Source organism: Sphingomonas epibiotica (assembly GCF_039615155.1).
In the GTDB taxonomy this organism is placed as follows: Bacteria; Pseudomonadota; Alphaproteobacteria; order Sphingomonadales; family Sphingomonadaceae; genus Sphingomonas.
The window spans coordinates 44313-65934 of sequence record NZ_JBDGHY010000001.1; the positions used below are offsets into that span (position 1 = coordinate 44313).

A 21622-nucleotide genomic window follows, 5' to 3' on the forward strand; every position below is an offset into this window, starting at 1 on the left:
CGTTCGGCGCATTCTATTGCCTTTGCCGGTCGGATAATCAATAACAACCTGCATGGTAACGGCCGATCGGGCAAACCCGATATTCTAGGGTCGCCGAACAGGAGCGGTGTCTTGCAGCCAGGCGAAGCGGTAATTCCGGTAGCGGCCGATTGGCCGCGCATGACGATCGCGCAGGTGCAGGCGGCGCTGACCGCGCCGGGTGCGCCGTTCGAAATGATGACCGAGACGATCCGCGGCGTGCCGACGCGGATATGGAAGAACGCGCCGGCGAACCTCGCGCAACTGGTCGCCTTTTCGCGCAGCCATGGAGAGCGGCTGGCGACGATCCATGAGGACCAGCGGGTAACGTACGAGGCGCAGTATCGCGCGATCGCGACGCTGGCGAAGCATCTGCAGGATAGCGGCATCGGGAAGGGCGACCGCGTGGCGCTGGCGATGCGCAACATGCCCGAATGGCCGGTGGCCTTCTTCGCGATCGTGGCGATCGGAGCGATCTGCGTACCGCTGAACGCATGGTGGAGCCCGCAGGAGTTGGCGTTCGGCGTGAATGACTCGGGCGCTCGGATGCTGATCGTCGATCGACAGCGGCATGACCGGTTGGGCGGTGACTATTCCGCCATGCCGGCGCTGGAGAGCGTTATCGTGGCGCGGGCGCGCGAAGCGTTGGCGGCACCGGCGTGGGCGCTTGAGGAGGTGATCGGCAGTTGTGCCGACTATGCGACGCTGGCGCAGGTCGAGCTGCCCGCGGTGGCGATCGCGCCTGAGGACGATGCGACGATCTTTTACACCAGCGGTACGACCGGCAAGCCCAAGGGGGCGCTCGGCACGCATCGCAATCTGGCCACCAACATCTTTTCCAGCGCCTATATCGCCGCACGGGCGATGTTGCGGCGAGGCGAGATGCCGCCGCCCGCGCCGCAGCCCAAGGTCGGGTTGCTGGTCATCCCCTTCTTCCACGTCACCGCGTGCAGCGCGTCGCTGATGGGGGCGATGGCCAGCGGGACGACACTGGTGTTGATGCGCAAATGGGACGCCGGACAGGCGCTGGCGCTGATCGAGCGCGAGCGGGTGCAGGTGACCGGCGGGGTGCCGACGATCGCGTGGCAGTTGCTGGAGCATCCCGATCGCGAGCGATACGACCTGTCGTCGCTGGAGGTCGTACAATATGGCGGTGCGCCGTCCGCGCCCGATCTGGTGCGGCGGATTTATGAGGTGTTCGGCGCAATGCCCGGCAATGGCTGGGGCATGACCGAGACAATGGCGACCGTCACCCAGCATAGTGCCGAGGAGTATCTGAACCGCCCGACCAGTTGCGGTCCGCCGGTGCCGGTCGCCGATCTGCAGATCATGTCGCCCGACGGCACGCGCGAACTGCCGGCGGGAGAGGTCGGCGAACTGTGGGCACGCGGGCCGATGATCGTGAAGGGCTACTGGAACTGCCCCGAAGCGACCGCCGAGACGTTTGTCGACGGGTGGGTCCGCACCGGTGATCTGGCGCGGCTGGACGATGAAGGCTTCTGCTACATTGTCGACCGGGCCAAGGACATCATCATCCGCGGCGGCGAGAATATCTACTCGATCGAGGTCGAGGACGTGCTGTACGCGCACCCCGCGGTTACCGATGCGGCCCTGGTCGGGGTGCCCGACCGGGTGCTGGGCGAGGTGCCGGTGGCGGTGGTGCATCTTTGCCCCGGCTGTGCCGCGAGCGAGGGCGAGTTGCAGGACTTCGTTCGCGCCCGGCTGGCGGCGTTCAAGGTGCCGGTGGCGGTGCGCTTTTCCGACACGGTGCTGCCACGCAATGCCAATGGGAAGATCGTAAAAAGCGAACTACGCCAAATGTTTGCGGAGGTTGACGCGGTCAAAGTTCACTAAGTTCACACTTGCCGGCGTTTCGCTCATGTAATGCGATCGGTTCGCAAAGCGCTTTCACACGAAGCGGCGCTCGTCCTTTTCAGCGCTCGTCAGGGGTGAAGGAGCGTTGCAAGAATAACCTGTCAAAGAGCGGGCGCGCTATGCGGCCGGGGCGGAGCATGCGGCGGAGCGGCGCTGTAGGAAAGCGGTCTTGCCGCGCTCTTCGCAAACGCGGCGAAAAATGCTAGGCGCGCCGCCATGCTCAATCTGAACGGTATCACGGTGCGCCTGGGCGGGCGGACGATCCTCGACAATGCCAGCGCGGCGCTGCCGCCCAGCAGCCGCGTCGGGCTGATCGGGCGCAATGGCGCGGGCAAGTCGACGCTGGTGCGGGTGATCGCCGGGCAGCTGGAGCCGGACACCGGCACGGCGGAAATGCCGCGTGGGAGCCGGCTCGGCTATGTCGCGCAGGAAGCGCCGGCCGGACAGGCGACGCCGTTCGACACGGTCCTGGAAGCCGATGTCGAGCGCGCCAAGCTGATGCACGATGCAGAGACGGTGACCGATCCCGACCGGCTTGGCGATATTCACGAGCGGCTGCTGGCGATCGACGCGTACGGCGCGCCGGCGCGGGCGGCGCGCATTCTTGTCGGGCTGGGGTTCGACGAGGAGATGCAGCAGCGGCCGCTGGAGAGCTATTCTGGTGGCTGGCGGATGCGCGTGGCGCTGGCGGCACTGCTGTTCAGCCAGCCCGACGTGTTGCTGCTCGACGAGCCGTCGAACCACCTCGACCTCGAAGCCGTCATGTGGCTGGAGGATTTCCTCAAAGGCTACAAGGCGACGATCGTCGTCGTCAGCCACGAGCGCGATTTCCTGAACAACGTCGTCGACCATATCCTGCATCTGCACCAGGGCAAGATCACGCTGTATCCGGGCGGATATGACGCGTTCGAGAAGCAGCGCGCCGAGCGGCTGGCGCAACTGGAAGCGGCGCGCGCCAACCAGGCGGCGCAGCGGGCCAAGCTGCAGGAATATGTCGCCAAGAATTCGGCGCGTGCCTCGACCGCCAAGCAGGCGCAGTCGCGGCTGAAGATCCTCGCCAAGATGAAGCCGATCGCGGCGATGGCAGAGGACCCCAGCCTGTCGTTCGACTTCCCCGATCCCGACGAACTGCGCCCACCGCTCATCACGCTCGACATGGCGAGCGTCGGTTATGGCGAGACGCCGATCCTGAAGCGGCTGAACCTGCGTATCGATCCCGAGGATCGCATCGCGCTGCTGGGGCGCAACGGCAACGGCAAGACGACGCTGGCGAGGCTGCTGGCGGCGCAGCTGGCGCCGATGGACGGCGATATGAATGCCGCGGGCAAGATGAAGGTCGGGTACTTCACCCAGTACCAGGTGGAGGAACTGAGCACCGACGACACGCCGCTGGAGCATATGACGCGGCAGATGAAAGGCGCGTCGCCCGCTGCCGTCCGCGCGCAGCTTGGGCGGTTCGGGTTTTCGGGGGACAAGGCGACGACGTTGGTCGGCAAGCTGTCGGGTGGGGAACGCGCGCGGCTGGCGTTGGCGCTCATCACGCGCGACGCGCCGCATATGCTGATCCTCGACGAGCCGACCAACCACTTGGACGTCGATGCGCGCGAGGCGTTGGTGCAGGCGCTCAACGCCTATACCGGCTGCGTGCTGCTGGTCAGCCACGACCGGCATATGTTGGAGGCGACGGCGGATCGGCTGGTTCTGGTCGATGAAGGGACCGCGAAGGAGTTCGACGGGACGATCGACGATTATATCGCGCTGGTGCTCGGCAATTCGGCGAAGGAAAAGGCGGCCAAGGCCAACAAGAAAAACGACCGCAAAGCCGCCGCGGAGGCGCGCGAAAAGGCGCAGGTGCTGAAGAAGGGCGCGCAGGCGATCGAGCGCGATCTGGCGCGGCTGACCGAGCAGCGTGATGCTTTGGACGCGGCGATGGCGGGGAATGCGATCCCGGCGCTGGCCAAGCTGACCATGGCGCAGTTGATGAAGCGGCGGGCGAGTTTGGATACCGAGATCGAGGTGGCGGAGACGAAGTGGATGGAGGCGAACGAGGCGTTGGAGGCTTTGGCGGCGTAATGTGCCCCGCGCCTCGATATGCGTTTTCCGTCGTGGCAGACGTTTGCGGCAATCGGCTTTGACGACGATAGGGTAGTTTGCTCTATCGTGTTCATTGGCCTGCAGGTTGACACCTGTGCGTTTACGCGATGGGGTGCTTCGTGAGTATTCTGGATTTAATTGCCGCGACTGCAATCATTGGTGTTGGTGGACTGATATTTTGGTATTCCGACAGGTTCAGTCGGCGGATAAGAGTAGTTGCCGGCTTAGCGTTGGCTGCTTTCGGTTGGGTAGGAATATTTCTTGCCTTCGCTTTGTGTAACCTGCCCTTCATGCAAAGCGAAACCGTTGTGTATGGATGGCTCGGGACGTGCGTTGCTGCTCTCCTTCTTGCAATGGTAATCGGATATCCGGCGGCCTTTGATGCCGTCAGTGAACGTATGGGGTTCGGCAGACGTCGATAGATTTGGTAGATGCCGAGAATGACATTTACCGGTCGGAGGGGATCATGCTGTCGGGATTGACCAGCACCTCTTTCTTAATGGTTCGCGCCAAGCGCGACATCGCTGCTTTCGCGCGCTAAGACACCCGCAATGTCCGACTCCTTCCTCGCCCTCGACATCCCCGAACAGCCTGCCGCCGCGCAGCCGTACCGCGTGCTCGCGCGCAAATATCGGCCGCAGACGTTCAGCCAGCTGATCGGGCAGGATGCGATGGTCACGACGCTCGGCAATGCGATCAAGCGCGGTCGCCTTGCCCATGCGTTCCTGTTGACCGGGGTGCGCGGGGTCGGCAAGACGTCGACCGCGCGGCTGATCGCCAAGGCACTCAATTGCATCGGGCCGGACGGGCAGGGCGGGCCGACGATCGATCCGTGCGGGGTGTGCGAGCCGTGCCGGGCGATTGCCGAGGGGCGGCATATCGACGTGATCGAGATCGACGCCGCGTCGAACAACGGCGTCGACAGCGTGCGCGAGATGACCGAGGCGGTGCGCTATGCCGCGGTGTCGGCGCGCTTCAAGATCTACATCATCGACGAAGTGCACATGATGTCGACGCCGGCGTTCAACGCGCTGCTGAAAACGCTGGAAGAGCCGCCCGCGCATGTCAAATTCCTGTTGGCGACGACCGAGGTGCATAAGGTGCCGGTGACCGTGTTGTCGCGCTGTCAGCGCTTCGACCTTCGGCGGATACCGGCCGATTTGCTGGCCGGGCATTTCGCGCATGTCGTTGAGGCGGAGGGGGTCGAAGCCGAGCCGGAGGCGCTGCAACTGATCGCGCGGGCGGCGGAAGGGTCGGCGCGCGACGGGCTGTCGATCCTCGACCAGGCGATCGCGCATGGCGGGCTGGAGGGCGAGGGCGTGCGCGCCGATGCGGTGCGGCAGATGCTGGGCCTGTCGGATCGCGGGGCGATCCGAGGGCTGTTCGACCTGCTGCTGAAGGCGGATGCGGCGGGGGCGCTCCGGGCACTCCGCGCACAATATGATCTGGGCGTCGATCCGGCGTCGGTGCTGCGGACGCTGCTCGAAACCGTGCATGCGGTGACGATCGTCAAGGTCGGCGGGGATCGCGGGCCGGGCCAGTCGGCCGAGGAACGCGCGGCGTTCGATGCGTGGAGCGCGCTGTCGTTTCCGATGCTGCATCGGTTGTGGCAGTTGTTGCTGAAGGGGCATGAGGAAGTGTCGCGCGCGGCGCTGCCGATCGAGGCGTGCGAGATGGCGTTGCTGCGCATCGTCCATGCATCGTCGCTGCCCGATCCAGGGACGCTGGCGAAGCAATTGGCGGCGGGGCAGGTGCCGGCGATGGCGCCCGCAGCCGCTTCGTCCGCCCCGGCGGCGGCAGAGGTCGCGGTCGATCCGGTGCCCGAGACGATGGAGCAGGTCGTGAACCTGCTGGCGAAACATGGCCGCCATTCGCTGGAGGCGCAGTTTCGTAATTGCGCGCGGATGATCCGGCTGGAGCCGAACCTGATCGAACTCAGCGGATCGCGGCCCTTGCCCGCCGATTTCGCGCGCGATCTGGAGAATGCGCTCAAAGGGATCACCGGCAGCCATTGGCGCGTTCTGATCGGCGAGGGGGCGGGAGCACCTACCCTGCGCGAACAGGAAACGGCCAAGGCGGATTCGGAACGCGAACAGGTTTTGCAGTCACCGCTGGTACAGGCGGCATTACAGGCGTTTCCGGACGCCACCCTCGATCATTGGCAACGCAGCGACGGGAGTATCGCGCGATGAAGAATCTCGACGACATCATGGCCATGGCGCAGAATGTGCAAAGCGAACTGACCAAGGCACAGGCCAACCTCGACACGATCGAGGTCGACGGACAATCGGGCGGCGGACTGGTGAAGGTCCGCGCATCGGCCAAGGGGCGCATCCTCGGCGTCGATATCGACGACTCGCTGCTGCAGCCGTCGGAGAAGCAGATGCTCGAAGACCTGATCGTCGCCGCGTTCAACGACGCGCGGGCGAAGGCGGATGCGGCCAGCTCGACCGAAATGTCGAAGCTGACCAGCGGCCTGCCGTTGCCGCCGGGGTTCAAGCTGCCGTTCTGAGCGATCGGAACGCTGCTGGAACAAGCGGTTATGCCGGGTGTTTTCGAGCGATCAGTTTGTAGGGAGGATGACCATGCAACCCGATCGTATCGAAACCACCACCAACGGCGCGCCGCATACGACGATCATCGAACGACGTGGATCGGGCGGCGGGCTGTTGATTGGCCTTGCCGTGCTGATCGCGGTGATCGTGGCTGCCTATTTCCTGCTGAACAACGCTAATAACGACACGGCGCGGACCAATGCGGTCACGTCGGCGGCGAAGAGCGTCGGGTCGGCGGCGGACAAGGCCGGCGATGCGGTCGAACGCGCGACGAAGTAACGGACCGATCGTGCGTTGCCCCGGCTGCGGTCCGGGACGACGTTTCAATTCAAACAGCGATCGAGTCCCTCGCGACGGACGATGCCGATGCGGCGTTCGATCGTGCGGGCGTAGCGGCGGGTGAAGCCGGTTGGAGCGATGCCGGCGCGTTTCTTGGGCAGCGGCAAGACGGCGGCGATCTGGGCGGCTTCGCGACCGGAGAGCTTGGTCGCGCCGTGCTTGAAATAGCGCTGCGATCCGGCCTCGACGCCATAGGTGCCGATGCCGGTTTCGGCGACGTTGAGATAGACTTCCATGATCCGCCGCTTGCCCCACAGCGCCTCGATCAGGACGGTAAAATAGGCTTCCATGCCCTTCCGGAAATAGCCGCCGCCCTGCCAGAGGAAGACGTTCTTCGCGGTCTGCTGGCTGATCGTCGAGCCGCCGCGGATGCGGCCGCCCTGCGCGTTGCGGCGCGCAGCGTTGGCGATCGCGGCATAGTCGAAGCCGTTATGCCCGCAGAATCTGCTGTCCTCCGCCGCGATCACCGCGCGGGGCATGTCCGGGTCGATATTCGACAGGCTGCGCCATGATTTGGTGACGCCGTGGCCGGTCGGCACGTCGCCCAGCATGGTCAGGGTGATTGGCGGGGGCACGAAGCGCAGCAGCAGGACCCACAGCACCGAGAGGACCACGAAGCCGAGCAGGACCTTGATCGCCCAGCCGAGGAGGCGGCGGGTCCAACCGCGCGGCGTGCCGGCGGGTTTGGGGGGGGGGCGTTGGGTTCGGGCGGCCATGTCGGCTCGCTACGATGTGGGGGCCAGTGTGTCGATAGGTTGGGAAAGGCGTGTCGGACGCGATGGGTTATGGGTCCCGGCCTTTGCCGGGACGACGATGGGGGCGGGTCGCTATGCCCGCCCGCACCGGGTCAAACCGCCGCCAACATCCTGCGGTCGCCGGCGAGCCGCATCATCGCCTTTTGCAGCTTTTCGAAGGCGCGGACCTCGATCTGGCGGACCCGTTCGCGGCTGACGCCATAGACCTGGCTGAGTTCTTCCAGCGTCTTGGGATCGTCGGTCAGACGGCGTTCGGTCAGGATGTGCTTTTCGCGATCGTTGAGGTCGTCCATGGCCTCGACCAGCATGCCGTGGCGGACATCGGCCTCCTGCGCTTCGGCGACGACCGAGTCCTGCAGCGGGCTATCATCCGCCAGCCAGTCCTGCCACTGGCTCTCGCCATCCTCGCGCATGGGGACGTTGAGCGACGTGTCACCGCCCATCGCCATGCGGCGGTTCATCGAGGTCACTTCCTCCTCGGTCACTCCGAGGTCGGTCGCGATCTTCTGCAGATGCTCGGGCGACAGATCGCCATCCTCGAACGCGTCGAGCTTCGACTTCATCCGACGCAAGTTGAAGAAAAGCTTCTTCTGCGCGGCGGTGGTGCCCATCTTCACCAGCGACCATGACCGCAGGATAAATTCCTGGATCGAGGCGCGGATCCACCACATCGCATAGGTGGCGAGGCGGAAGCCGCGATCGGGCTCGAACTTCTTCACCCCTTGCATCAGACCAATATTCCCTTCGGAAATCAGTTCGCTGACGGGGAGGCCGTAGCCGCGATAGCCCATCGCGATCTTGGCGACGAGACGCAGGTGCGAGGTGACGAGCTGGGCCGCCGCTTCCGGATCACCATGTTCCTGAAACCGCTTGGCGAGCATATATTCCTGCTCGGGCGCGAGGATCGGGAACTTGCGGATTTCGGAGAGATAGCGGTTGAGGCTCGCTTCGCCGCCAAGCGCCGGGATCGTCGCCGGGACGTTGCTGCCAGTTGCCATCGTCAAAACTCCCTTTGTCTTCAGGCCACGCCGCATCGCGGCATTGGCGTAATCTATACGAGAAGATGATCCAACAGTTCCTGCATGTCTGCCGGAAGATCGCTATCAAACGCCAAAGCGTTCTTTGTCACAGGATGAATGAACCCGAGATGTGCGGCGTGCAACGCCTGTCGCCGGAAATTAAGCGTTTCGAGTTCGGCCCGAAGCGCCGGTTTCCGCCCGGCATAGACCGGGTCGCCGAGGAGCGGATGGCCGATCGACGCCATGTGCACCCGCACCTGATGCGTCCGCCCGGTTTCCAGCCGACATTCGATCAACGACGCCTCCCGAAGTTGGCGAAGTTTACGCCAATGGGTGATGGCGTGTTTGGCGGTGGGCGAGCGGACGATCGCCATCTTCTTGCGATCATTGGGGGAACGCGCGAGCGGCGCGTCCACCGTTCCCGCCGAAGTTGACACCCGACCCGCCGCGATCGCCAGATAGCGGCGATCGATGCTGTGATCCTTGAACTGGCGCGCCAGCCCTTCGTGCGCGACGTCGCTCTTGGCGACGACCAGCAGCCCCGACGTGTCCTTGTCGATGCGGTGGACGATGCCCGGCCGTGCGACGCCACCGATTCCCGACAGCTTGCCCGCGCAATGATGCAGGAGCGCGTTGACCAGCGTCCCGTCGAGATTGCCCGCCGCCGGATGCACGACCAGCCCGGCGGGCTTGTCGACGACGATCAGATGATCGTCCTCATAGGCAACGACCAGCGGAATATCCTGCGCCACATTGTCGAGCGGTACCGCCGCGGGGACCGTGATGACGAAATGCTGGCCCGCCGCAACCTTGCGCTTGCCGTCGGACACCGGGCCGTCGGAACCGGCGACGTGTCCCGATGCCAGCAGCGCCTTGATTCGTTCGCGCGACAAATCGGTCACGACCTCGGCCAGTGCCTTGTCGATCCTGAGCCCGTGCGCGGCATCGGTAATGCGCGCCTCTATCGTGGAAACCCCCCGGTCCATTGCCTACAAAGATGGGAATGAGACCGAATTTTACAAGCGAAACGATCCGCGCGCTGCTGGCCGAGGCGGCGGCGAGCGCACACGAGGTTTGCGGGCTTCTGCGGGGGACGGGCGACCGGATCGAGACGGCGCAGCCCGCCCGCAACGTCGCTGCCGACCCCGCGCGCCATTTCGAGATCGATCCGGCGGCGCTGCTGAAGGCGTATCGCGATGCGCGGGGCGGCGGTGCGGCGGTGCTCGGCTGCTATCATTCGCATCCATCCGGCAGCGCCGATCCGTCACCGACCGATGCTGCGCAGGCAGCGGTGGACGGTCGGTTGTGGCTGATTATCGGCGGTGGCATCGCGCGGTTGTGGCGGGCGGTCGCGAACGGGGAACGCCATGGCCGATTCGACCCCGTTCGTTTCGACGTCATCGATGCCGGCCACGTTGAAAATAACTGCGAGGCGGTGCAGATGGACATCAGCGGCCGCACGATGACGTTCGGCGCAGCGCAGGGATCGTCGCTTTGAACATCAGCCCAGCCGAATTCGCCAGCCTGATGTGTTCGCGATTATGCCACGATCTGTTGAGCCCGGTCGGGGCGCTCAACAACGGCCTCGAACTGCTGGCCGACGAGACCGATCCCGACATGCGGGCTCGTTGTCTCGAACTGCTGACCGACAGTGCCCGGGCATCGGCCAATAAGCTGAAATTTTTCCGCCTTGCCTTTGGCGCGGCCGGCGGGTTCGGCGATTCGATCGATACGCGCGAGGCGCGCGCGGCGCTGGAGGGTTTGTTCGGCGACAATCACCGGGTGAAGCTCGGCTGGATGGTCGAGGCGCCGTCGCTGCCCAAGCCGGCGGTCAAGGTTCTGCTGAACCTGGCGCTGATTGCCGGCGATGCGCTGGTGCGCGGCGGGCAGCTCGACGTCGGGGCGGAAGTCACCGCGACCGGGATCGATATCGCGGTGCGCGCCGATGGGCCGCGGATCGTGCTGGATGCCGAGTTGCGCGGCGCGTTGCTGGGCGATGCGGCGATGATGACGCCGCGCGCGGCGGCGGCCTGTTTGGCGCGCGAACTGGTCGAGCAGGGCGGCGGCACGTTGCAGGTGTCGCCTAGCGATTCGCCGGTGCTGCTGTTCGGGGCTTCGTTCGCGGCGCAGTAAGTTGCTGCGTGCCGGAGAGTTTCCCGCTGTCCTTCGTATCCTAACCCCGTCTTAACCTATCGAACGCCATGGTCGCGTCCACAACCGGACGGGGCCGCATGGACGATCTGTTACAGGAATTCATTGCCGAGACCCGCGAAACGCTGGAGGCGTTGTCGTCGGAGATCGTCGCGTGGGAAGCCGCGCCCGACGATCGTGCCCGGCTGGATGCCATTTTCCGATTCGTCCACACGGTGAAGGGAAGCTGCGGTTTCCTGGATCTGCCGCGACTGTCGCGGCTGAGCCATGCCGCCGAAGACACGCTGTGCGAGGTACGCGACGGCAAGCGGCGTCCCGACAGCGCGCTGGTCGATGCGGTCCTCGCGATCGTCGACCGGATCGGCGATTTGGTCGAGGCGATCGATGCCGGTTTGCCGCTGACCGATGAGGGCGAGGACGATCTTATCGCCGCACTCGCGCCGAGGGTCGGCAATCCCGCGACGGCAGCGACCCCGGTGGCGGCGGCGGCAATGGCGGCAGGGCGGGCACCGCTGCGCAGCGTCCGGCTGAACGTCGATCTGCTCGACCGGATGATGAGCGGCATGTCCGACATGGTGCTGGTCCGCAACGAACTGGTCCGGCGCCTGCGTGACACCGATCTCGACCCCGCGATCGAGGCGGCGCTGGAACGGCTGTCGAGCTCGGTAGCCGATATGCGCGACGCGGTGACGCGGACGCGGATGCAGAAGATCGAGACGCTGTTTTCGCCGCTGCCACGCATCGTCCGCGACACGGCGGCGGTGGTCGGCAAGGCGGTGACGCTGACCGTCGACGGCAGCGACGTCGAGCTGGACCGCGAGATGATCGAGGTGATGCGCGATCCGCTGGTCCATCTGGTGCGCAATGCGATCGACCATGGCGTCGAGACGCCGATCGAGCGCCGCGCGGCGGGCAAGCGCGAGAGCGGGCGGTTGCACGTATCGGCGCGCCAATCGGGCAACCAGATCGTCATCGAGATCATCGATGACGGGCGCGGCATCGATACCGACCGGCTGATGGCCAAGCTGGCGGCGACCGGGCAGCGCAGCGAGAGCGAACTGCGCAAGCTGAACGATCGGCAGCGCTGCGAACTGGTGTTCGCGCCGGGGCTGTCGTCGCGCGATACCGCGACCGAGATTTCGGGACGCGGCGTCGGCATGGACGTGGTGCGCGCCGCGATCGACCAGATTGGCGGACGCATCACGTTGGACAATAAGCCGGGGCGGGGATTGCGGATCGCGGTGCAGGTACCGCTGACGCTGTCGATCGTGTCGACGATCGTCGTGCGCGCCGGAGCGCATCGCTTCGCCATTTCGCGGCAGACGATCGGGGAGATCGTCAACGAACGCGCCGCCAATATCCGCGTCGACCAGCTGGGCGACAATCGCATCGCCCGCATCCGCGACCGGCGCATTCCGGTGGTCGATCTGTGCGACGTGATCGGCGTGGCCGCCGATGCACCCGCCACGCCCAAGATGCTGGTGGTTGTGACGATCGGCGCGGGCGATTTCGCCATCGCGGTCGACGAGGTGCTCGATACTGAGGAACTGGTAGTGAAGCCCGCCGCGCCCGCGGTGATGGCGACCGGCCTGTATGCCGGGCAGACGCTGCCCGATACCGGGCGGCCGATGCTGATGCTCGATTGCGCCGGGGTGGCGCAGGCGGCGGGCTTGAGCTTTGCCGATGCGATGGATCTGGAGATCGAGGCCGAGGAAGCGGCGGAAGCGGACCACCGCGTCACCGCCTTGCTGTTCGACGATCTTGACGGGCGGCGGCGGCTCATCCCGCTGGCGGTGATCGACCGGATCGAGCGCATCCGGGCCGGATCGCTCCAGCAGAGCGCAGGGCGCATCCGGCTGGCGATCGATGGGCGGATCGTGCCGGCTGAGGCCAGCGATCCGATGGCGATCGAGCGGGTGACGACGGTGCTGCGCCTGACCGATGGCGTGATGGAAGTCGCCTATGCGATCGTCGACGCGGTCGACATCGTCATGCTTCCCGAATTGGCGCCGACTGGCGAGGTGCCGGGTCCGATCGCCGGCATCGTGCTGCTCGACGGCGAGCAGGTCGAGCAGGTCGATCCGCTATGGCTGTTCGAACGCCATGCGCGCGAGGCGGCGTCGGCGTTGGTCACGCGCGGCCGGCCGACCTGTCTGTTGGCCGATGGCGGCAGCGGGTGGATGCGTGCTTTCCTGCGTCCGATGCTGGAGCAGGCGGGCTATCGCATCGTCGAGCGGGTCGAGGAGGGCGAACGCCCGACCCTGGTGCTGGCACAGGCCGATATCGCCGTGCCGACCCCGGTTGCTGGCGCGCCAGTGGTAAGGCTGCGCGCGTCGCCCGCCGATATCGGCGACGGCAGCATCTATCGCTACGACCGCGAAGGCGTGTTGCGGGCGCTGCGCATTGCGGCGGGAGGTTGAGCATGCCCCAGTTGTTCCTGCTTGCGACCATCGTCGGCCAAGAGGTCGCCATCCGGTCCGATCACGTCGAATCGGTGGTGGATATCGGCGAGATCACGCCGGTCGCGCGCACGTCGCGCGCGGTGCGCGGACTGGCGGCACTGCGCAGCCGGGTGGTAACGGTGGTCGATACCGCGATCGTGCTCGACCCAGCGGCATCGCCGGCCGCGCGCCGCCGCGCCGTGGTGACGCAGGTCGACGGGCATCACTACGCGCTGCTGGTCGACGCACTGGACGATGCGCATCGCTTCGTACCCAAACCGTTGTCGGCGGGGCTGTTGCCGGGGGCGGCATGGGCGGCGATCACCAACGGCCTGATCGAGCATGAGGGGCGCGTCGTCCTGATCCTCGACCTGCCGGCGATCGTCGCACGGGCGGCAGATGCGGGACGGGTCGCCGCCTGAACTTTAACGCGGCGCTTACGAAAGCGTCCTACTGTCGCGCGTACCAACATGGGGTGTCATCATGAAGAGTTGCCTGGTCGTCGATGATTCGAAGGTGATCCGCAAGGTCGCCCGGCATATTCTCGAAACGCTCCAGTTCGAGGTGCGCGAGGCGGGCGACGGGCGCGAGGCGCTCGACCAATGCGCCAAGGCGCAGCCTGACGTGATCCTGCTCGACTGGAACATGCCGGTGATGAGCGGCATGGATTTCCTGCGCGCGCTGCGCCAGAGCGAGGGCGGCATGCAGCCCAAGGTCGTGTTCTGCACGACCGAGAACGGCATGGCCTATATCCGTGCGGCGATCGAGGCCGGGGCCGACGAATATGTCATGAAGCCGTTCGACCGCGAGACGTTGGAGAGCAAGCTTCAGATCGTCGGCGTCGCCTGATCCAGACCGAAACCACGTCGTGAACGCCCCGTTCGCCCGAACCGCCGCAGCGGACGGAACGGCCGTACGGATCCTGATCGTCGACGATTCGGCGGTGACCCGCGCGGTGCTGACCCGCATCGTCGAGACGATGCCCGGACACCGTGTCGTCGCGGCGGTCGGCGGCATCGTGCAGGCGACTGGCAGTCTGACGGGCGAGACCGCCGACCTGATCCTGCTCGACATTAATTTGCCCGGCATCGACGGCCTGTCGGGGTTGCCCGACCTGTTGGCGGCGGCGCCGGGGGCGCGGGTCATCGTGCTGTCGGCCGACTGTGCCGACGGATCGCCGACCGCCGCCCATGCGCTGTCGCTGGGCGCGGCGGCGACGCTGGCCAAGCCCGAATCCTCGCCGCTGGCGGGCGGGTTCGCCGCGCGGCTGGAGGGTCTGGTTGAACGCGTGATGCGCACGGTGCCGCGCGCGACCGGTGGTTTGGCCCAGGCGCGCAGCGACGTATTCGACGTCATCGCGATCGGCGCGTCGACCGGCGGCATCCATGCGCTGGCGCCATTGCTGGCGGCGATTCCGCCCGCGCTCGACATACCGATCCTCGTCACCCAGCATCTGCCGGGAACGTTCACCGAATATTTCGCGCAGCAGCTGGCCGGGCTGGCGCGGCGGCCCGTGGACGTCGCGCGCGACAGCCTGCGCATCCAGCGCGGACGGCTGATCGTGGCGCCGGGCGATGCGCATATCCGGGTGGTGCCGACCAGCGACGGCGCGGCGACGCGACTCGATCGGGGGCCGTCGATCAGCGGGTGCATGCCGTCGGTCGATCCCATGTTCGATTCGGTGGCGCAGGTGTTCGGCGCGCGGGCGCTGGCGATCGTGCTGTCGGGCATGGGCCGCGATGGCGCACGCGGCGCGGCGAACGTCCGTGCGGCAGGGGGAGTGGTCGCGGTGCAGGATCAGGCGAGTTCGGTGGTCTGGGGGATGCCGGGGGCGGTGGCGGAGGCGGGGCTGGCCAACACCATCGGCACGCCCGCGCAACTGGGCGCGTTCGTCGCGCGGCGGCGGCGGCCGGCATGACCGTGGCGCGCCCCGCCGGCCCGCTCGGCCCCGCCGCGAACGCGATCGTCGCATTGCTCGAACAGCGGACCGGGCAACAGCTCGACGCCGGACGCGCATGGCGGATCGACAGCGCGTTGCAACCCATGCTGCGCGAGCGCGGGCTGACCACGCTCGACGAACTGGTTGCGCGGATCAACGATCGGACGGCGGGCGAGCGCGGATTGGCCGATCTGGTGGTCGATGCGCTGCTCAATCAGGAGACATCCTTCTTCCGCGACGCCGCAACGCTCGACACGGTCGTGCAGGCAGCGATCGACATGGTCGCGGAGGCGCCGCGGCGGCTGCGCATCTGGTCGGCGGCCTGCTCGACCGGGCAGGAGCCGCTGTCGATGGCGATGCTGTTCGCCGAAGCAAGCGAGCGGACCGGTATCCTGCCGCCCGAAATCCGCGCGACCGACATTTCGATGCGCGCGCTGATGCGGGCGCGGGCGGCGCGCTATACCCAGTTCGAAATCCAGCGCGGACTGCCGATCCGGCGGATGATGCGATGGTTCGAACCGCGCGACGATCTGTGGGAGGCGAAGGCGGAGTTGCGCTTCCGGCTGCTCTATGGCCAGCACAATCTCATCGCCGACCCGATGCCGGCGGGCAAGTTCGATATCGTGCTGTGCCGCAACGTGTTGATGTACCTGTCGCCCGCGATGCGCGGCGTGGTACTCGACCGGATCGCTCCGGTGCTGCGGCCGGGCGGCCTGCTGGTGCTGGGCGCGGGCGAGACGGTGATCGGTCACACCGACGCGCTGGTCCCCTCCGAACGCTATCGCGGGCTGTACCGGCCGGCGGCGCACTGACCTTGCCTTTCCCCGCGTCCCGCCGCAATCGGGTCGCAGTGGCGTGAGGGGAAAGAGTCGCGTGCAGATGATCGAGACGCCGTCGCCCAATTTCGGCGAACGCACCCTGCCGGTCACGATGCTGGTGCTGCACTATACCGGTATGACTGATGCGGCATCGGCGATCGCGCGGCTGACTGACCCGGCCGCCGAGGTATCGGCGCATTATGTCATTGAGGAGGACGGCACGATCCATCGACTGGTTGCCGAGGACAAGCGCGCCTGGCATGCCGGCAAATCGCACTGGCGCGGGATCACCGACATCAACAGCGCGTCGATCGGCATTGAACTGGTCAATCCGGGCCACGAGTTCGGCTATCGCGAGTTCCCGGAGGCGCAGATCGACGCGTTGATCCCGCTGGTTCACGCGATCAAGGACCGGCACCAGATCACCCGTGGCAACGTCGTCGGCCATTCGGACATTGCGCCTACGCGCAAGCAGGATCCGGGCGAGCTGTTCCCGTGGAACCGGCTGGCGCGGCTGCGCCTCGCGCTGCCGCGACCGACGCGCAACCTGATGGATCCGGGATGGAGCGATGCCGGCTTCCTGCTGGCGCTCGAACGCTTCGGCTACGATGTGTCCGATCCCACAGCGGCGATCACCGCGTTCCAGCGGCGGTTCCGTCCCGAGATGATCGACGGGATCGCGGACGGCGAATGCCGGATGCTGTTGTTGGCGCTGTTGCTGCCCAAGCCACAAGGCGACGATTGAACGCGGCCGCGCTTGGGGGTAGGGGAGGCGCCGTCAGAGGGTCGGGCGGCCGCGTCACGCGATGAGCGTGCCGAGGAAAGTCCGGGCTCCACGGAAACGACGGTGCCGGGTAACGCCCGGCGGGCTTCCGGCTTCGGTCGGGGGTTCAGGGACAGTGCCACAGAGAGCAGACGGCCTTGGCTTCGGCCGGGTTACGGTGAAAGGGTGCGGTAAGAGCGCACCGCGCGGCCGGTAACGGCAGCGGCATGGCAAACCCCACCGGGAGCAAGACCGAATAGGGGCGGCATGAGGCGCGCAAGCGCTTCGGGGCATGTTCCGGCCCGCTGCCCGGGTTGGTTGCTGGAGACGGCGCGCAAGCGTCGTCCGAGAGGAATGGTCGCCTATCCCGCTTTGGCGGGTGGACAGAACCCGGCTTACAGACCCTCTGACATTCGCACGCGACGATGGGTTGCGTGGGGCGCACGGCAGCTTATTTCGAAGACAATGGCACGACATACGCGATCGAACGACTGGGGTTTTCCCCGCTGGCGCGGCTATAGCGAGGGCCGCGAGGCGCAGACGGTGAAGCTGTGCGACCGGCATGGCTGCACCGAACCCGGCAAATGCCCGGCGCCCAAATCGCCGAACAACCCCGATCGCTGGTATTTCTGCGAAGCCCATGCCGCCGAATACAACAAGGGCTGGAACTACTTCGAGGGGCTGAACGAAGAGGAAGCCAAGGCGCGCGAGGAGGCCGAACGGCGCACCGCCAATGGCTATGCCGCGTCTGCATCGAACGCGTGGGCCGGGTCGGGCGACGGAAGCCGATCGCGCGACGAGATGCGCGCGCTGGAAGTGCTGGAATGCGATCCCGACGCCGATTTCGACACCATCCGCCTGGCCTGGCGCAAGCTGGCCAAGGTCTTCCACCCCGATGTCCGTCCCGGCGATGCCGAGGCGGCGAAGAAATTCCACGCGATCCAGGCGGCCTATGACGTGCTGCGCGTTGCCGAGGAACGGCGGAGCTGGAAGCCGGCGTGAAGCGCGAGGTCCGTTCGCGCTGGAGCAAGGCGATACTGGTCTGCGCCAAATGTTCGAAGAAGCTCGACGGTGGCTTCGGCGATAGCGGCAAACCGCTGGCCAAGGCGCTGCGCAAGCATCTGAGGCTGAAGAGCGGACCGAAGGGCGCGGCGGGCGTGGTCGAGGTGAAGTGTCTCGACGTGTGTCCCAAGGGCGCGGTGGTCGTGGTGGACGGAGCGCGACCGGGCGAGTGGCTGCTGGTGCGGCCGGGTGACGATCTGGATGCGGTGGCGGCGCGGCTGGGGTTGGCGTAGGTCGTAACGATCGTTCTTGTTTGACGTCATCACGGACTTCATCGAGACCTTTGCAAGGTCTCGAACGGAACCAAACCCGCAGCGTACCCCGGCGAAGGCCGGGGTCCAGTTTGGAAGGTTTTTCCGTAACTGCCAACGTCCCCCAACTGGGCCCCGGCCTTCGCCGGGGTACGACCCCGAGGTTTTCGAACAGGTCCCGTTCTAAGCTGGCGTCCCGCTTGGCCGCCGTAGAAGAAGAAGCGAGAACCCGGATCAAGTCCAGGGCGACGTCGAGGGGCGCGCCGACGCTCTACAACAACCGCTGCGCGGTTTCGCGGATGAGGGCGATCATGTTCGGTATCCCCTGCGTGCGGTTCGAACTCAGCTGGTTGCGCAGGTCGAACGGGGCCAGTGTGCCATCGATGTCCGCAGACAGGATCGCGTCGGGCTTGCGGTCCTGTACGGTTGCCAGAACCAGCGCGATGATCCCCTTGGTAATCGCGGCGTTGCTGTCGGCGAGGAAGTGGAGCGTGCCGTCGCTCTGTTGCTGGGGATAGACCCAGACCGATGCCGAACAGCCCCGGACCAGCGTCGCATCGGTCTTGAGGGGGGCGGGCATCGGCTCCAGCTGCCGGCCCAGATCGATCAGCAACCGGTAGCGGTCGTCGCCGTCTAGAAAGTCATATTCTTCGCGGATATCGTCGATGCTCTGCATGACGCCGCTATAGGCATTGCGCGTTAGAGTTCCACCCCGGCAGCGATTGCTTCGAGCTTGCGGATGCGTTCCTTCAAGTCGGCGATCTCGATCCGGGTGCCGGCATTGGGCGCGGGCTGGGCAATGGTGCGGTCGCCGATACGCTGCTGTTGCAGGGCCAGCCAGCCGCGCCAGCCCGACAGCAGCGTAGCAGAGACGATCGCCACGGCGGCAAGGGTGGTGGCGGCGAGTGCGAGGGTAAGAGTCAGGTTCATCGGACTGCCCTTTTCGTCGGGTTTGTCAGTTCAGCGGTTTGTCGCGAAGGCGTTCGATCTCGTCGGAGAGGTCGACGCCGCGGTCGGTGATGATGCGTTCGAGGACCCGCACCCGCTGTTCCAGCCGTTCGGTCTGCGCAGCATATTGCGCGGCCTTTTCGGCGGTCTCGGTGCCGCGGACCTGCAATTCGCGCTCCTTCAGCTCCAGCCAGGGTTGAAAGACTAGCTTGCTGAGGATCGCGACGATCGGGATCATCAGGGCGAGGGCGGGGATGATGAAGGGGCTCATGGTCGGTCCTTTCAGTTCGTCCGGCCGCGCAGCTGTTCGATCTCGCGATCGAGGCTGTGCGCACCGTCGGTCACGATCCGCTCGACATTGGCGAGCCGGTCCTTGATCGATCCCAGTTCGGCCTTGAGCTGGGCATTTTCCTGACTCAGCAGCTTGACCCGTTCGACCGTCTCGTCATTGGCGCGGGGATAGACGCTCTGCCCCCAGCTGCCCTGCAGCGGATAGCCGTTCTTGACGCGGAGCCAGGTGGTGATGACCCACGCCGCCATGCCGGTCAGGCAAATGGTGACGATCATCGGGATGAAGTCGGGGTTGGTGCTCATCATGTCGGTCGTCCTTGCGTTCAGCGCAGCGCGTCGATTTCGCGGGCGGTTCGCGTGGCGGGATCGGTGGCGATGCGTTCGAGGACGGCGATCCGCTCTTCGAGGCGCAGGACCTTCGCCTGCAGCTGCTCGTTCTGATCGGCCATCAACCGTGCCTGTCGCGTCGCGTCGATCTCGTCGTGGCGGCTGCGACGCTTGCCCCCGTCGCGATCCAGCGAATAGCCATGTTTCGCCCGGATCGCGGTCTTCACGATGCTCGCGATCATGACGATCGTGATGATCGCCAGCACGAACCCTGGTCCACCCGAATTCATTGTCCTTCTCCCCTAAATCTGCCCCGGCGGGGATCGGATCAGCGCAGGCTGTCGATCTCGTCCGCCAGACGGGTGTTGCGGCTGGTATAGTACATTTCAATGTCGGCGAGGCGACGGTCGATGTCACGGAAGGTCGAGCGCATTTCCGACGCGGTACGGGTCGGGTTCGACCGCACGCCCTGCCAGAATTTCTCGTCCTCGCGGCTTTCGTACAGGCCATGCGGCTTCTTCTGCGCCATCCAGGCGATCATGAAGTAGGCGATCACGGTCCAGGGAAAGCCACCGGCCAGCGTCAGCAACACCGTGCCGATGCGGATCCACATGACCTCGACACCGGTATAGTCGGCGATGCCGGCACACACGCCAGACATCTTGCCATTCGCCTTGTCGACATAGAATTTGGTGCGTGCGCCGGACATCAGTCCCTCCGTGTGTAATCGTGGTTGCGGAAATCGCTTTCCGGATATTCCCGGCGCGGCATCGATGGGCGGAAGTCCGGATTGTCGGCGGCGATGATCCGCTCGATCGTCTGGAGCCGCTCTTCGAGCCGGCGGGCAGTAAGGTGCATGTCGTCGAGCAGCCGCTCGTCCTCGTTGGTCAGCGTCGGCGACTGTTTCCACTTGGTGATATAGTGGAGGATCAGCCACGGCAGCCCGATCAGGAGTGCGGCGACGGCGACCATGCCGATCAGGAAATCGCCCATTGCGATCAGCCCTCCCGGTTCAGGCGGGCCTTGAGCGCGGCCAGTTCGGCATCGATCTTGTCCGACTGCCGCAGCTCGGCGATCTCGTCCTCAAGGCTCTTGCCGCCCTGACCCATGCCGGCCGCTTCGGCGCGACCCTCGGCCAGATCGGCGCGGCGTTCGAGCACGTCGAAGCGGCTGAACGCCTCGGCGGTCTTGGAACCGGCATACATTTCACGCAGCTTGGTGCGGTTGTTGGCGCTTTCCATCCGGGTCTGGATAGCGTTCTGCCGGGTCCGCGCCTCGCGCAACTTGGTCTGCAGCTTGGCGATATCGGCTTCCGAAGCGCGCAGCGCGTCGTCGAGTACGACGATCTCCGAATTGAGCTGTTCGATCATGTCGACCGCCTTCTGGCGTTCGACCAGTGCCGCCTTGGCCAGATCCTCGCGATCCTTGCTCAGCGCCAGCTCGGCCTTTTCGGTCCAGCTTTCCTGCAGCTTGTCGAGCTTGGAGATGTGGCGGCGCATTTCCTTCTGGTCGGCGATGGTGCGCGCCGCGGATGCGCGGACCTCGACCAGCGTTTCCTCCATTTCGAGGATGATCATGCGGATCATCTTCGCGGGGTCTTCGGCCTTGTCGAGCAGGTCGGTGACGTTGGCGGCGATGATATCGCGGGTGCGGGAGAAAATGCCCATCGGTTACTCCTGAAGAATGCGTGGGTGGTCGGGACGGAACGGGGCAGAACCGCCCCGGCCTGCCGCCTTACGCGATCGGCGCGGCGGCATGGGTGGTGGCGATCGGACCGGGTGCGGTCGTAACGCCGAAGGCAGTAACGCAGACCGCAACCGCGCCGATCAGGCTGAGGAGCGACTGGCGGGTGGTCACGTTCTTGTTGATGCGGATCATGGTGGAACTCCCTGAAGCTGTAGCGTGCGCCCCGTGTCGGGCTTGCACAATACATTGCAGGAGCCGTGCCAAATCTAAAAATGACGGATTTGCGTCAC

28 protein-coding genes and 1 other RNA gene are annotated in these 21622 nt (G+C 65.8%); 17 read left to right on the forward strand and 12 right to left on the reverse strand.

Going from position 1 to position 21622, the window contains the following annotated elements:
• Positions 1–159 precede the first annotated feature (159 nt).
• From AAIO73_RS00225 to AAIO73_RS00250, 6 genes are all read left to right on the forward strand, one after another.
• Positions 160–1872, forward strand: a complete 1713-nt coding sequence (locus AAIO73_RS00225; protein ID WP_345875494.1) for a class I adenylate-forming enzyme family protein — start codon at positions 160–162, stop codon at positions 1870–1872.
• A gap of 237 nt (positions 1873–2109) precedes the next feature.
• Positions 2110–3966, forward strand: coding sequence for an ABC-F family ATP-binding cassette domain-containing protein (locus AAIO73_RS00230; protein ID WP_345875495.1), 1857 nt, complete (start codon positions 2110–2112; stop codon positions 3964–3966).
• Between the two features lie 140 nt (positions 3967–4106).
• Positions 4107–4409 (forward strand): hypothetical protein, encoded by a 303-nt coding sequence (locus tag AAIO73_RS00235; protein WP_345875496.1) that lies wholly within the window; start codon positions 4107–4109, stop codon positions 4407–4409.
• A gap of 129 nt (positions 4410–4538) precedes the next feature.
• Positions 4539–6179, forward strand: a complete 1641-nt coding sequence (locus tag AAIO73_RS00240) for a DNA polymerase III subunit gamma/tau (protein WP_345875497.1) — start codon at positions 4539–4541, stop codon at positions 6177–6179.
• Positions 6176–6499, forward strand: coding sequence for a YbaB/EbfC family nucleoid-associated protein (locus AAIO73_RS00245; RefSeq protein WP_056401092.1), 324 nt, complete (start codon positions 6176–6178; stop codon positions 6497–6499). The genes AAIO73_RS00240 and AAIO73_RS00245 overlap by 4 nt, the downstream gene beginning before the upstream one ends.
• Before the next feature lie 73 nt (positions 6500–6572).
• Complete coding sequence (locus tag AAIO73_RS00250) at positions 6573–6821, forward strand: hypothetical protein (protein ID WP_345875498.1); 249 nt, start codon at positions 6573–6575, stop codon at positions 6819–6821.
• Positions 6822–6865: 44 nt separating this feature from the next.
• Here AAIO73_RS00250 and mtgA read toward each other — a convergent pair whose 3' ends face one another.
• From mtgA to AAIO73_RS00265, 3 genes are all read right to left on the reverse strand, one after another.
• Positions 6866–7597: a monofunctional biosynthetic peptidoglycan transglycosylase gene (mtgA, locus tag AAIO73_RS00255; RefSeq protein WP_345875499.1), complete on the reverse strand. Its 732-nt coding sequence runs from the start codon at positions 7595–7597 to the stop codon at positions 6866–6868.
• 131 nt (positions 7598–7728) lie between these two features.
• A complete protein-coding gene (gene rpoH / locus AAIO73_RS00260; RefSeq protein ID WP_055792879.1) occupies positions 7729–8634 on the reverse strand; it encodes an RNA polymerase sigma factor RpoH in 906 nt (301 codons plus the stop codon).
• Between the two features lie 53 nt (positions 8635–8687).
• On the reverse strand, positions 8688–9641 hold the full coding sequence (locus AAIO73_RS00265; protein WP_345875500.1) for an RluA family pseudouridine synthase: 954 nt from the start codon (positions 9639–9641) through the stop codon (positions 8688–8690).
• Positions 9642–9658: 17 nt separating this feature from the next.
• Between AAIO73_RS00265 and AAIO73_RS00270 the strand changes: the two genes are divergently transcribed.
• The 11 genes from AAIO73_RS00270 (at position 9659) to AAIO73_RS00320 (ending at position 18062) form a co-directional block, all read left to right on the forward strand.
• Entirely contained in the window at positions 9659–10153 is a 495-nt protein-coding gene (locus tag AAIO73_RS00270; protein ID WP_345875501.1) for a M67 family metallopeptidase, read from the forward strand.
• Positions 10150–10788, forward strand: a complete 639-nt coding sequence (locus AAIO73_RS00275; RefSeq protein WP_345875502.1) for a histidine phosphotransferase family protein — start codon at positions 10150–10152, stop codon at positions 10786–10788. Before AAIO73_RS00270 ends, AAIO73_RS00275 begins: the two co-directional genes overlap by 4 nt.
• Before the next feature lie 98 nt (positions 10789–10886).
• Positions 10887–13226 carry a chemotaxis protein CheA gene (locus tag AAIO73_RS00280; protein WP_345875503.1) on the forward strand — a complete coding sequence of 780 codons (2340 nt, stop codon included), beginning with the start codon at positions 10887–10889 and terminating at the stop codon, positions 13224–13226.
• 2 nt (positions 13227–13228) lie between these two features.
• Complete coding sequence (locus AAIO73_RS00285) at positions 13229–13669, forward strand: chemotaxis protein CheW (protein ID WP_345875504.1); 441 nt, start codon at positions 13229–13231, stop codon at positions 13667–13669.
• A 61-nt stretch (positions 13670–13730) separates the two neighbouring features.
• A complete protein-coding gene (locus AAIO73_RS00290) occupies positions 13731–14096 on the forward strand; it encodes a response regulator (protein WP_056401071.1) in 366 nt (121 codons plus the stop codon).
• 19 nt (positions 14097–14115) lie between these two features.
• Entirely contained in the window at positions 14116–15165 is a 1050-nt protein-coding gene (locus tag AAIO73_RS00295; protein WP_345875505.1) for a chemotaxis protein CheB, read from the forward strand.
• Positions 15162–15998, forward strand: coding sequence for a CheR family methyltransferase (locus AAIO73_RS00300; protein ID WP_345875506.1), 837 nt, complete (start codon positions 15162–15164; stop codon positions 15996–15998). The genes AAIO73_RS00295 and AAIO73_RS00300 overlap by 4 nt, the downstream gene beginning before the upstream one ends.
• A gap of 67 nt (positions 15999–16065) precedes the next feature.
• Positions 16066–16749, forward strand: coding sequence for an N-acetylmuramoyl-L-alanine amidase (locus AAIO73_RS00305; protein ID WP_345876287.1), 684 nt, complete (start codon positions 16066–16068; stop codon positions 16747–16749).
• Between the two features lie 33 nt (positions 16750–16782).
• An RNA gene (gene rnpB, locus AAIO73_RS00310) (RNase P RNA component class A) lies at positions 16783–17181 on the forward strand.
• Positions 17182–17232: 51 nt separating this feature from the next.
• Positions 17233–17769, forward strand: a complete 537-nt coding sequence (locus AAIO73_RS00315; protein ID WP_242117486.1) for a J domain-containing protein — start codon at positions 17233–17235, stop codon at positions 17767–17769.
• Positions 17766–18062, forward strand: coding sequence for a (2Fe-2S) ferredoxin domain-containing protein (locus tag AAIO73_RS00320; RefSeq protein WP_345875507.1), 297 nt, complete (start codon positions 17766–17768; stop codon positions 18060–18062). Before AAIO73_RS00315 ends, AAIO73_RS00320 begins: the two co-directional genes overlap by 4 nt.
• Before the next feature lie 289 nt (positions 18063–18351).
• On the opposite strand, the gene AAIO73_RS00325 is transcribed toward AAIO73_RS00320, so the two are convergent.
• The 9 genes from AAIO73_RS00325 to AAIO73_RS00365 all read right to left on the reverse strand — a co-directional run bounded on the left by AAIO73_RS00325 (position 18352) and on the right by AAIO73_RS00365 (position 21524).
• The gene (locus tag AAIO73_RS00325; RefSeq protein WP_345875508.1) at positions 18352–18756 is read right to left on the reverse strand and encodes a SufE family protein; all 405 of its coding nucleotides are present in this window, start codon (positions 18754–18756) and stop codon (positions 18352–18354) included.
• A gap of 23 nt (positions 18757–18779) precedes the next feature.
• On the reverse strand, positions 18780–19010 hold the full coding sequence (locus AAIO73_RS00330) for a hypothetical protein (protein WP_345875509.1): 231 nt from the start codon (positions 19008–19010) through the stop codon (positions 18780–18782).
• A gap of 25 nt (positions 19011–19035) precedes the next feature.
• Complete coding sequence (locus AAIO73_RS00335; protein WP_056451243.1) at positions 19036–19299, reverse strand: hypothetical protein; 264 nt, start codon at positions 19297–19299, stop codon at positions 19036–19038.
• Positions 19300–19310: 11 nt separating this feature from the next.
• Positions 19311–19622: a hypothetical protein gene (locus tag AAIO73_RS00340; protein ID WP_526023750.1), complete on the reverse strand. Its 312-nt coding sequence runs from the start codon at positions 19620–19622 to the stop codon at positions 19311–19313.
• 20 nt (positions 19623–19642) lie between these two features.
• The gene (locus tag AAIO73_RS00345) at positions 19643–19936 is read right to left on the reverse strand and encodes a hypothetical protein (protein ID WP_345875510.1); all 294 of its coding nucleotides are present in this window, start codon (positions 19934–19936) and stop codon (positions 19643–19645) included.
• A 38-nt stretch (positions 19937–19974) separates the two neighbouring features.
• Positions 19975–20355, reverse strand: coding sequence for an envelope stress response membrane protein PspC (gene pspC, locus AAIO73_RS00350; RefSeq protein WP_242117496.1), 381 nt, complete (start codon positions 20353–20355; stop codon positions 19975–19977).
• Positions 20355–20639 carry an envelope stress response membrane protein PspB gene (pspB, locus tag AAIO73_RS00355; protein WP_242117499.1) on the reverse strand — a complete coding sequence of 95 codons (285 nt, stop codon included), beginning with the start codon at positions 20637–20639 and terminating at the stop codon, positions 20355–20357. The genes pspC and pspB overlap by 1 nt, the downstream gene beginning before the upstream one ends.
• 5 nt (positions 20640–20644) lie before the next feature.
• Complete coding sequence (pspA, locus tag AAIO73_RS00360; RefSeq protein WP_242117502.1) at positions 20645–21313, reverse strand: phage shock protein PspA; 669 nt, start codon at positions 21311–21313, stop codon at positions 20645–20647.
• 67 nt (positions 21314–21380) lie between these two features.
• Positions 21381–21524 (reverse strand): hypothetical protein, encoded by a 144-nt coding sequence (locus AAIO73_RS00365; RefSeq protein ID WP_345875511.1) that lies wholly within the window; start codon positions 21522–21524, stop codon positions 21381–21383.
• Between the last annotated feature and the right edge of the window lie 98 nt (positions 21525–21622).

What these genes read in the sequence shown, in the direction of transcription:
- AAIO73_RS00225 (WP_345875494.1), top strand. Translation starts at nt 160, where the DNA reads ATGACGATCGCGCAGGTGCAGGCGGCGCTGACCGCGCCGGGTGCGCCG.
- AAIO73_RS00230 (WP_345875495.1), top strand. Translation starts at nt 2,110, where the DNA reads ATGCTCAATCTGAACGGTATCACGGTGCGCCTGGGCGGGCGGACGATC.
- AAIO73_RS00240 (WP_345875497.1), top strand. Translation starts at nt 4,539, where the DNA reads ATGTCCGACTCCTTCCTCGCCCTCGACATCCCCGAACAGCCTGCCGCC.
- AAIO73_RS00245 (WP_056401092.1), top strand. Translation starts at nt 6,176, where the DNA reads ATGAAGAATCTCGACGACATCATGGCCATGGCGCAGAATGTGCAAAGC.
- AAIO73_RS00250 (WP_345875498.1), top strand. Translation starts at nt 6,573, where the DNA reads ATGCAACCCGATCGTATCGAAACCACCACCAACGGCGCGCCGCATACG.
- mtgA (WP_345875499.1), bottom strand. Translation starts at nt 7,597, where the DNA reads ATGGCCGCCCGAACCCAACGCCCCCCCCCCAAACCCGCCGGCACGCCG.
- rpoH (WP_055792879.1), bottom strand. Translation starts at nt 8,634, where the DNA reads ATGGCAACTGGCAGCAACGTCCCGGCGACGATCCCGGCGCTTGGCGGC.
- AAIO73_RS00265 (WP_345875500.1), bottom strand. Translation starts at nt 9,641, where the DNA reads ATGGACCGGGGGGTTTCCACGATAGAGGCGCGCATTACCGATGCCGCG.
- AAIO73_RS00270 (WP_345875501.1), top strand. Translation starts at nt 9,659, where the DNA reads ATGAGACCGAATTTTACAAGCGAAACGATCCGCGCGCTGCTGGCCGAG.
- AAIO73_RS00280 (WP_345875503.1), top strand. Translation starts at nt 10,887, where the DNA reads ATGGACGATCTGTTACAGGAATTCATTGCCGAGACCCGCGAAACGCTG.
- AAIO73_RS00285 (WP_345875504.1), top strand. Translation starts at nt 13,229, where the DNA reads ATGCCCCAGTTGTTCCTGCTTGCGACCATCGTCGGCCAAGAGGTCGCC.
- AAIO73_RS00290 (WP_056401071.1), top strand. Translation starts at nt 13,731, where the DNA reads ATGAAGAGTTGCCTGGTCGTCGATGATTCGAAGGTGATCCGCAAGGTC.
- AAIO73_RS00300 (WP_345875506.1), top strand. Translation starts at nt 15,162, where the DNA reads ATGACCGTGGCGCGCCCCGCCGGCCCGCTCGGCCCCGCCGCGAACGCG.
- AAIO73_RS00305 (WP_345876287.1), top strand. Translation starts at nt 16,066, where the DNA reads ATGATCGAGACGCCGTCGCCCAATTTCGGCGAACGCACCCTGCCGGTC.
- AAIO73_RS00315 (WP_242117486.1), top strand. Translation starts at nt 17,233, where the DNA reads ATGGCACGACATACGCGATCGAACGACTGGGGTTTTCCCCGCTGGCGC.
- AAIO73_RS00325 (WP_345875508.1), bottom strand. Translation starts at nt 18,756, where the DNA reads ATGCAGAGCATCGACGATATCCGCGAAGAATATGACTTTCTAGACGGC.
- AAIO73_RS00330 (WP_345875509.1), bottom strand. Translation starts at nt 19,010, where the DNA reads ATGAACCTGACTCTTACCCTCGCACTCGCCGCCACCACCCTTGCCGCC.
- AAIO73_RS00335 (WP_056451243.1), bottom strand. Translation starts at nt 19,299, where the DNA reads ATGAGCCCCTTCATCATCCCCGCCCTCGCCCTGATGATCCCGATCGTC.
- AAIO73_RS00340 (WP_526023750.1), bottom strand. Translation starts at nt 19,622, where the DNA reads ATGAGCACCAACCCCGACTTCATCCCGATGATCGTCACCATTTGCCTG.
- AAIO73_RS00345 (WP_345875510.1), bottom strand. Translation starts at nt 19,936, where the DNA reads ATGAATTCGGGTGGACCAGGGTTCGTGCTGGCGATCATCACGATCGTC.
- pspC (WP_242117496.1), bottom strand. Translation starts at nt 20,355, where the DNA reads ATGTCCGGCGCACGCACCAAATTCTATGTCGACAAGGCGAATGGCAAG.
- pspB (WP_242117499.1), bottom strand. Translation starts at nt 20,639, where the DNA reads ATGGGCGATTTCCTGATCGGCATGGTCGCCGTCGCCGCACTCCTGATC.
- pspA (WP_242117502.1), bottom strand. Translation starts at nt 21,313, where the DNA reads ATGGGCATTTTCTCCCGCACCCGCGATATCATCGCCGCCAACGTCACC.
- AAIO73_RS00365 (WP_345875511.1), bottom strand. Translation starts at nt 21,524, where the DNA reads ATGATCCGCATCAACAAGAACGTGACCACCCGCCAGTCGCTCCTCAGC.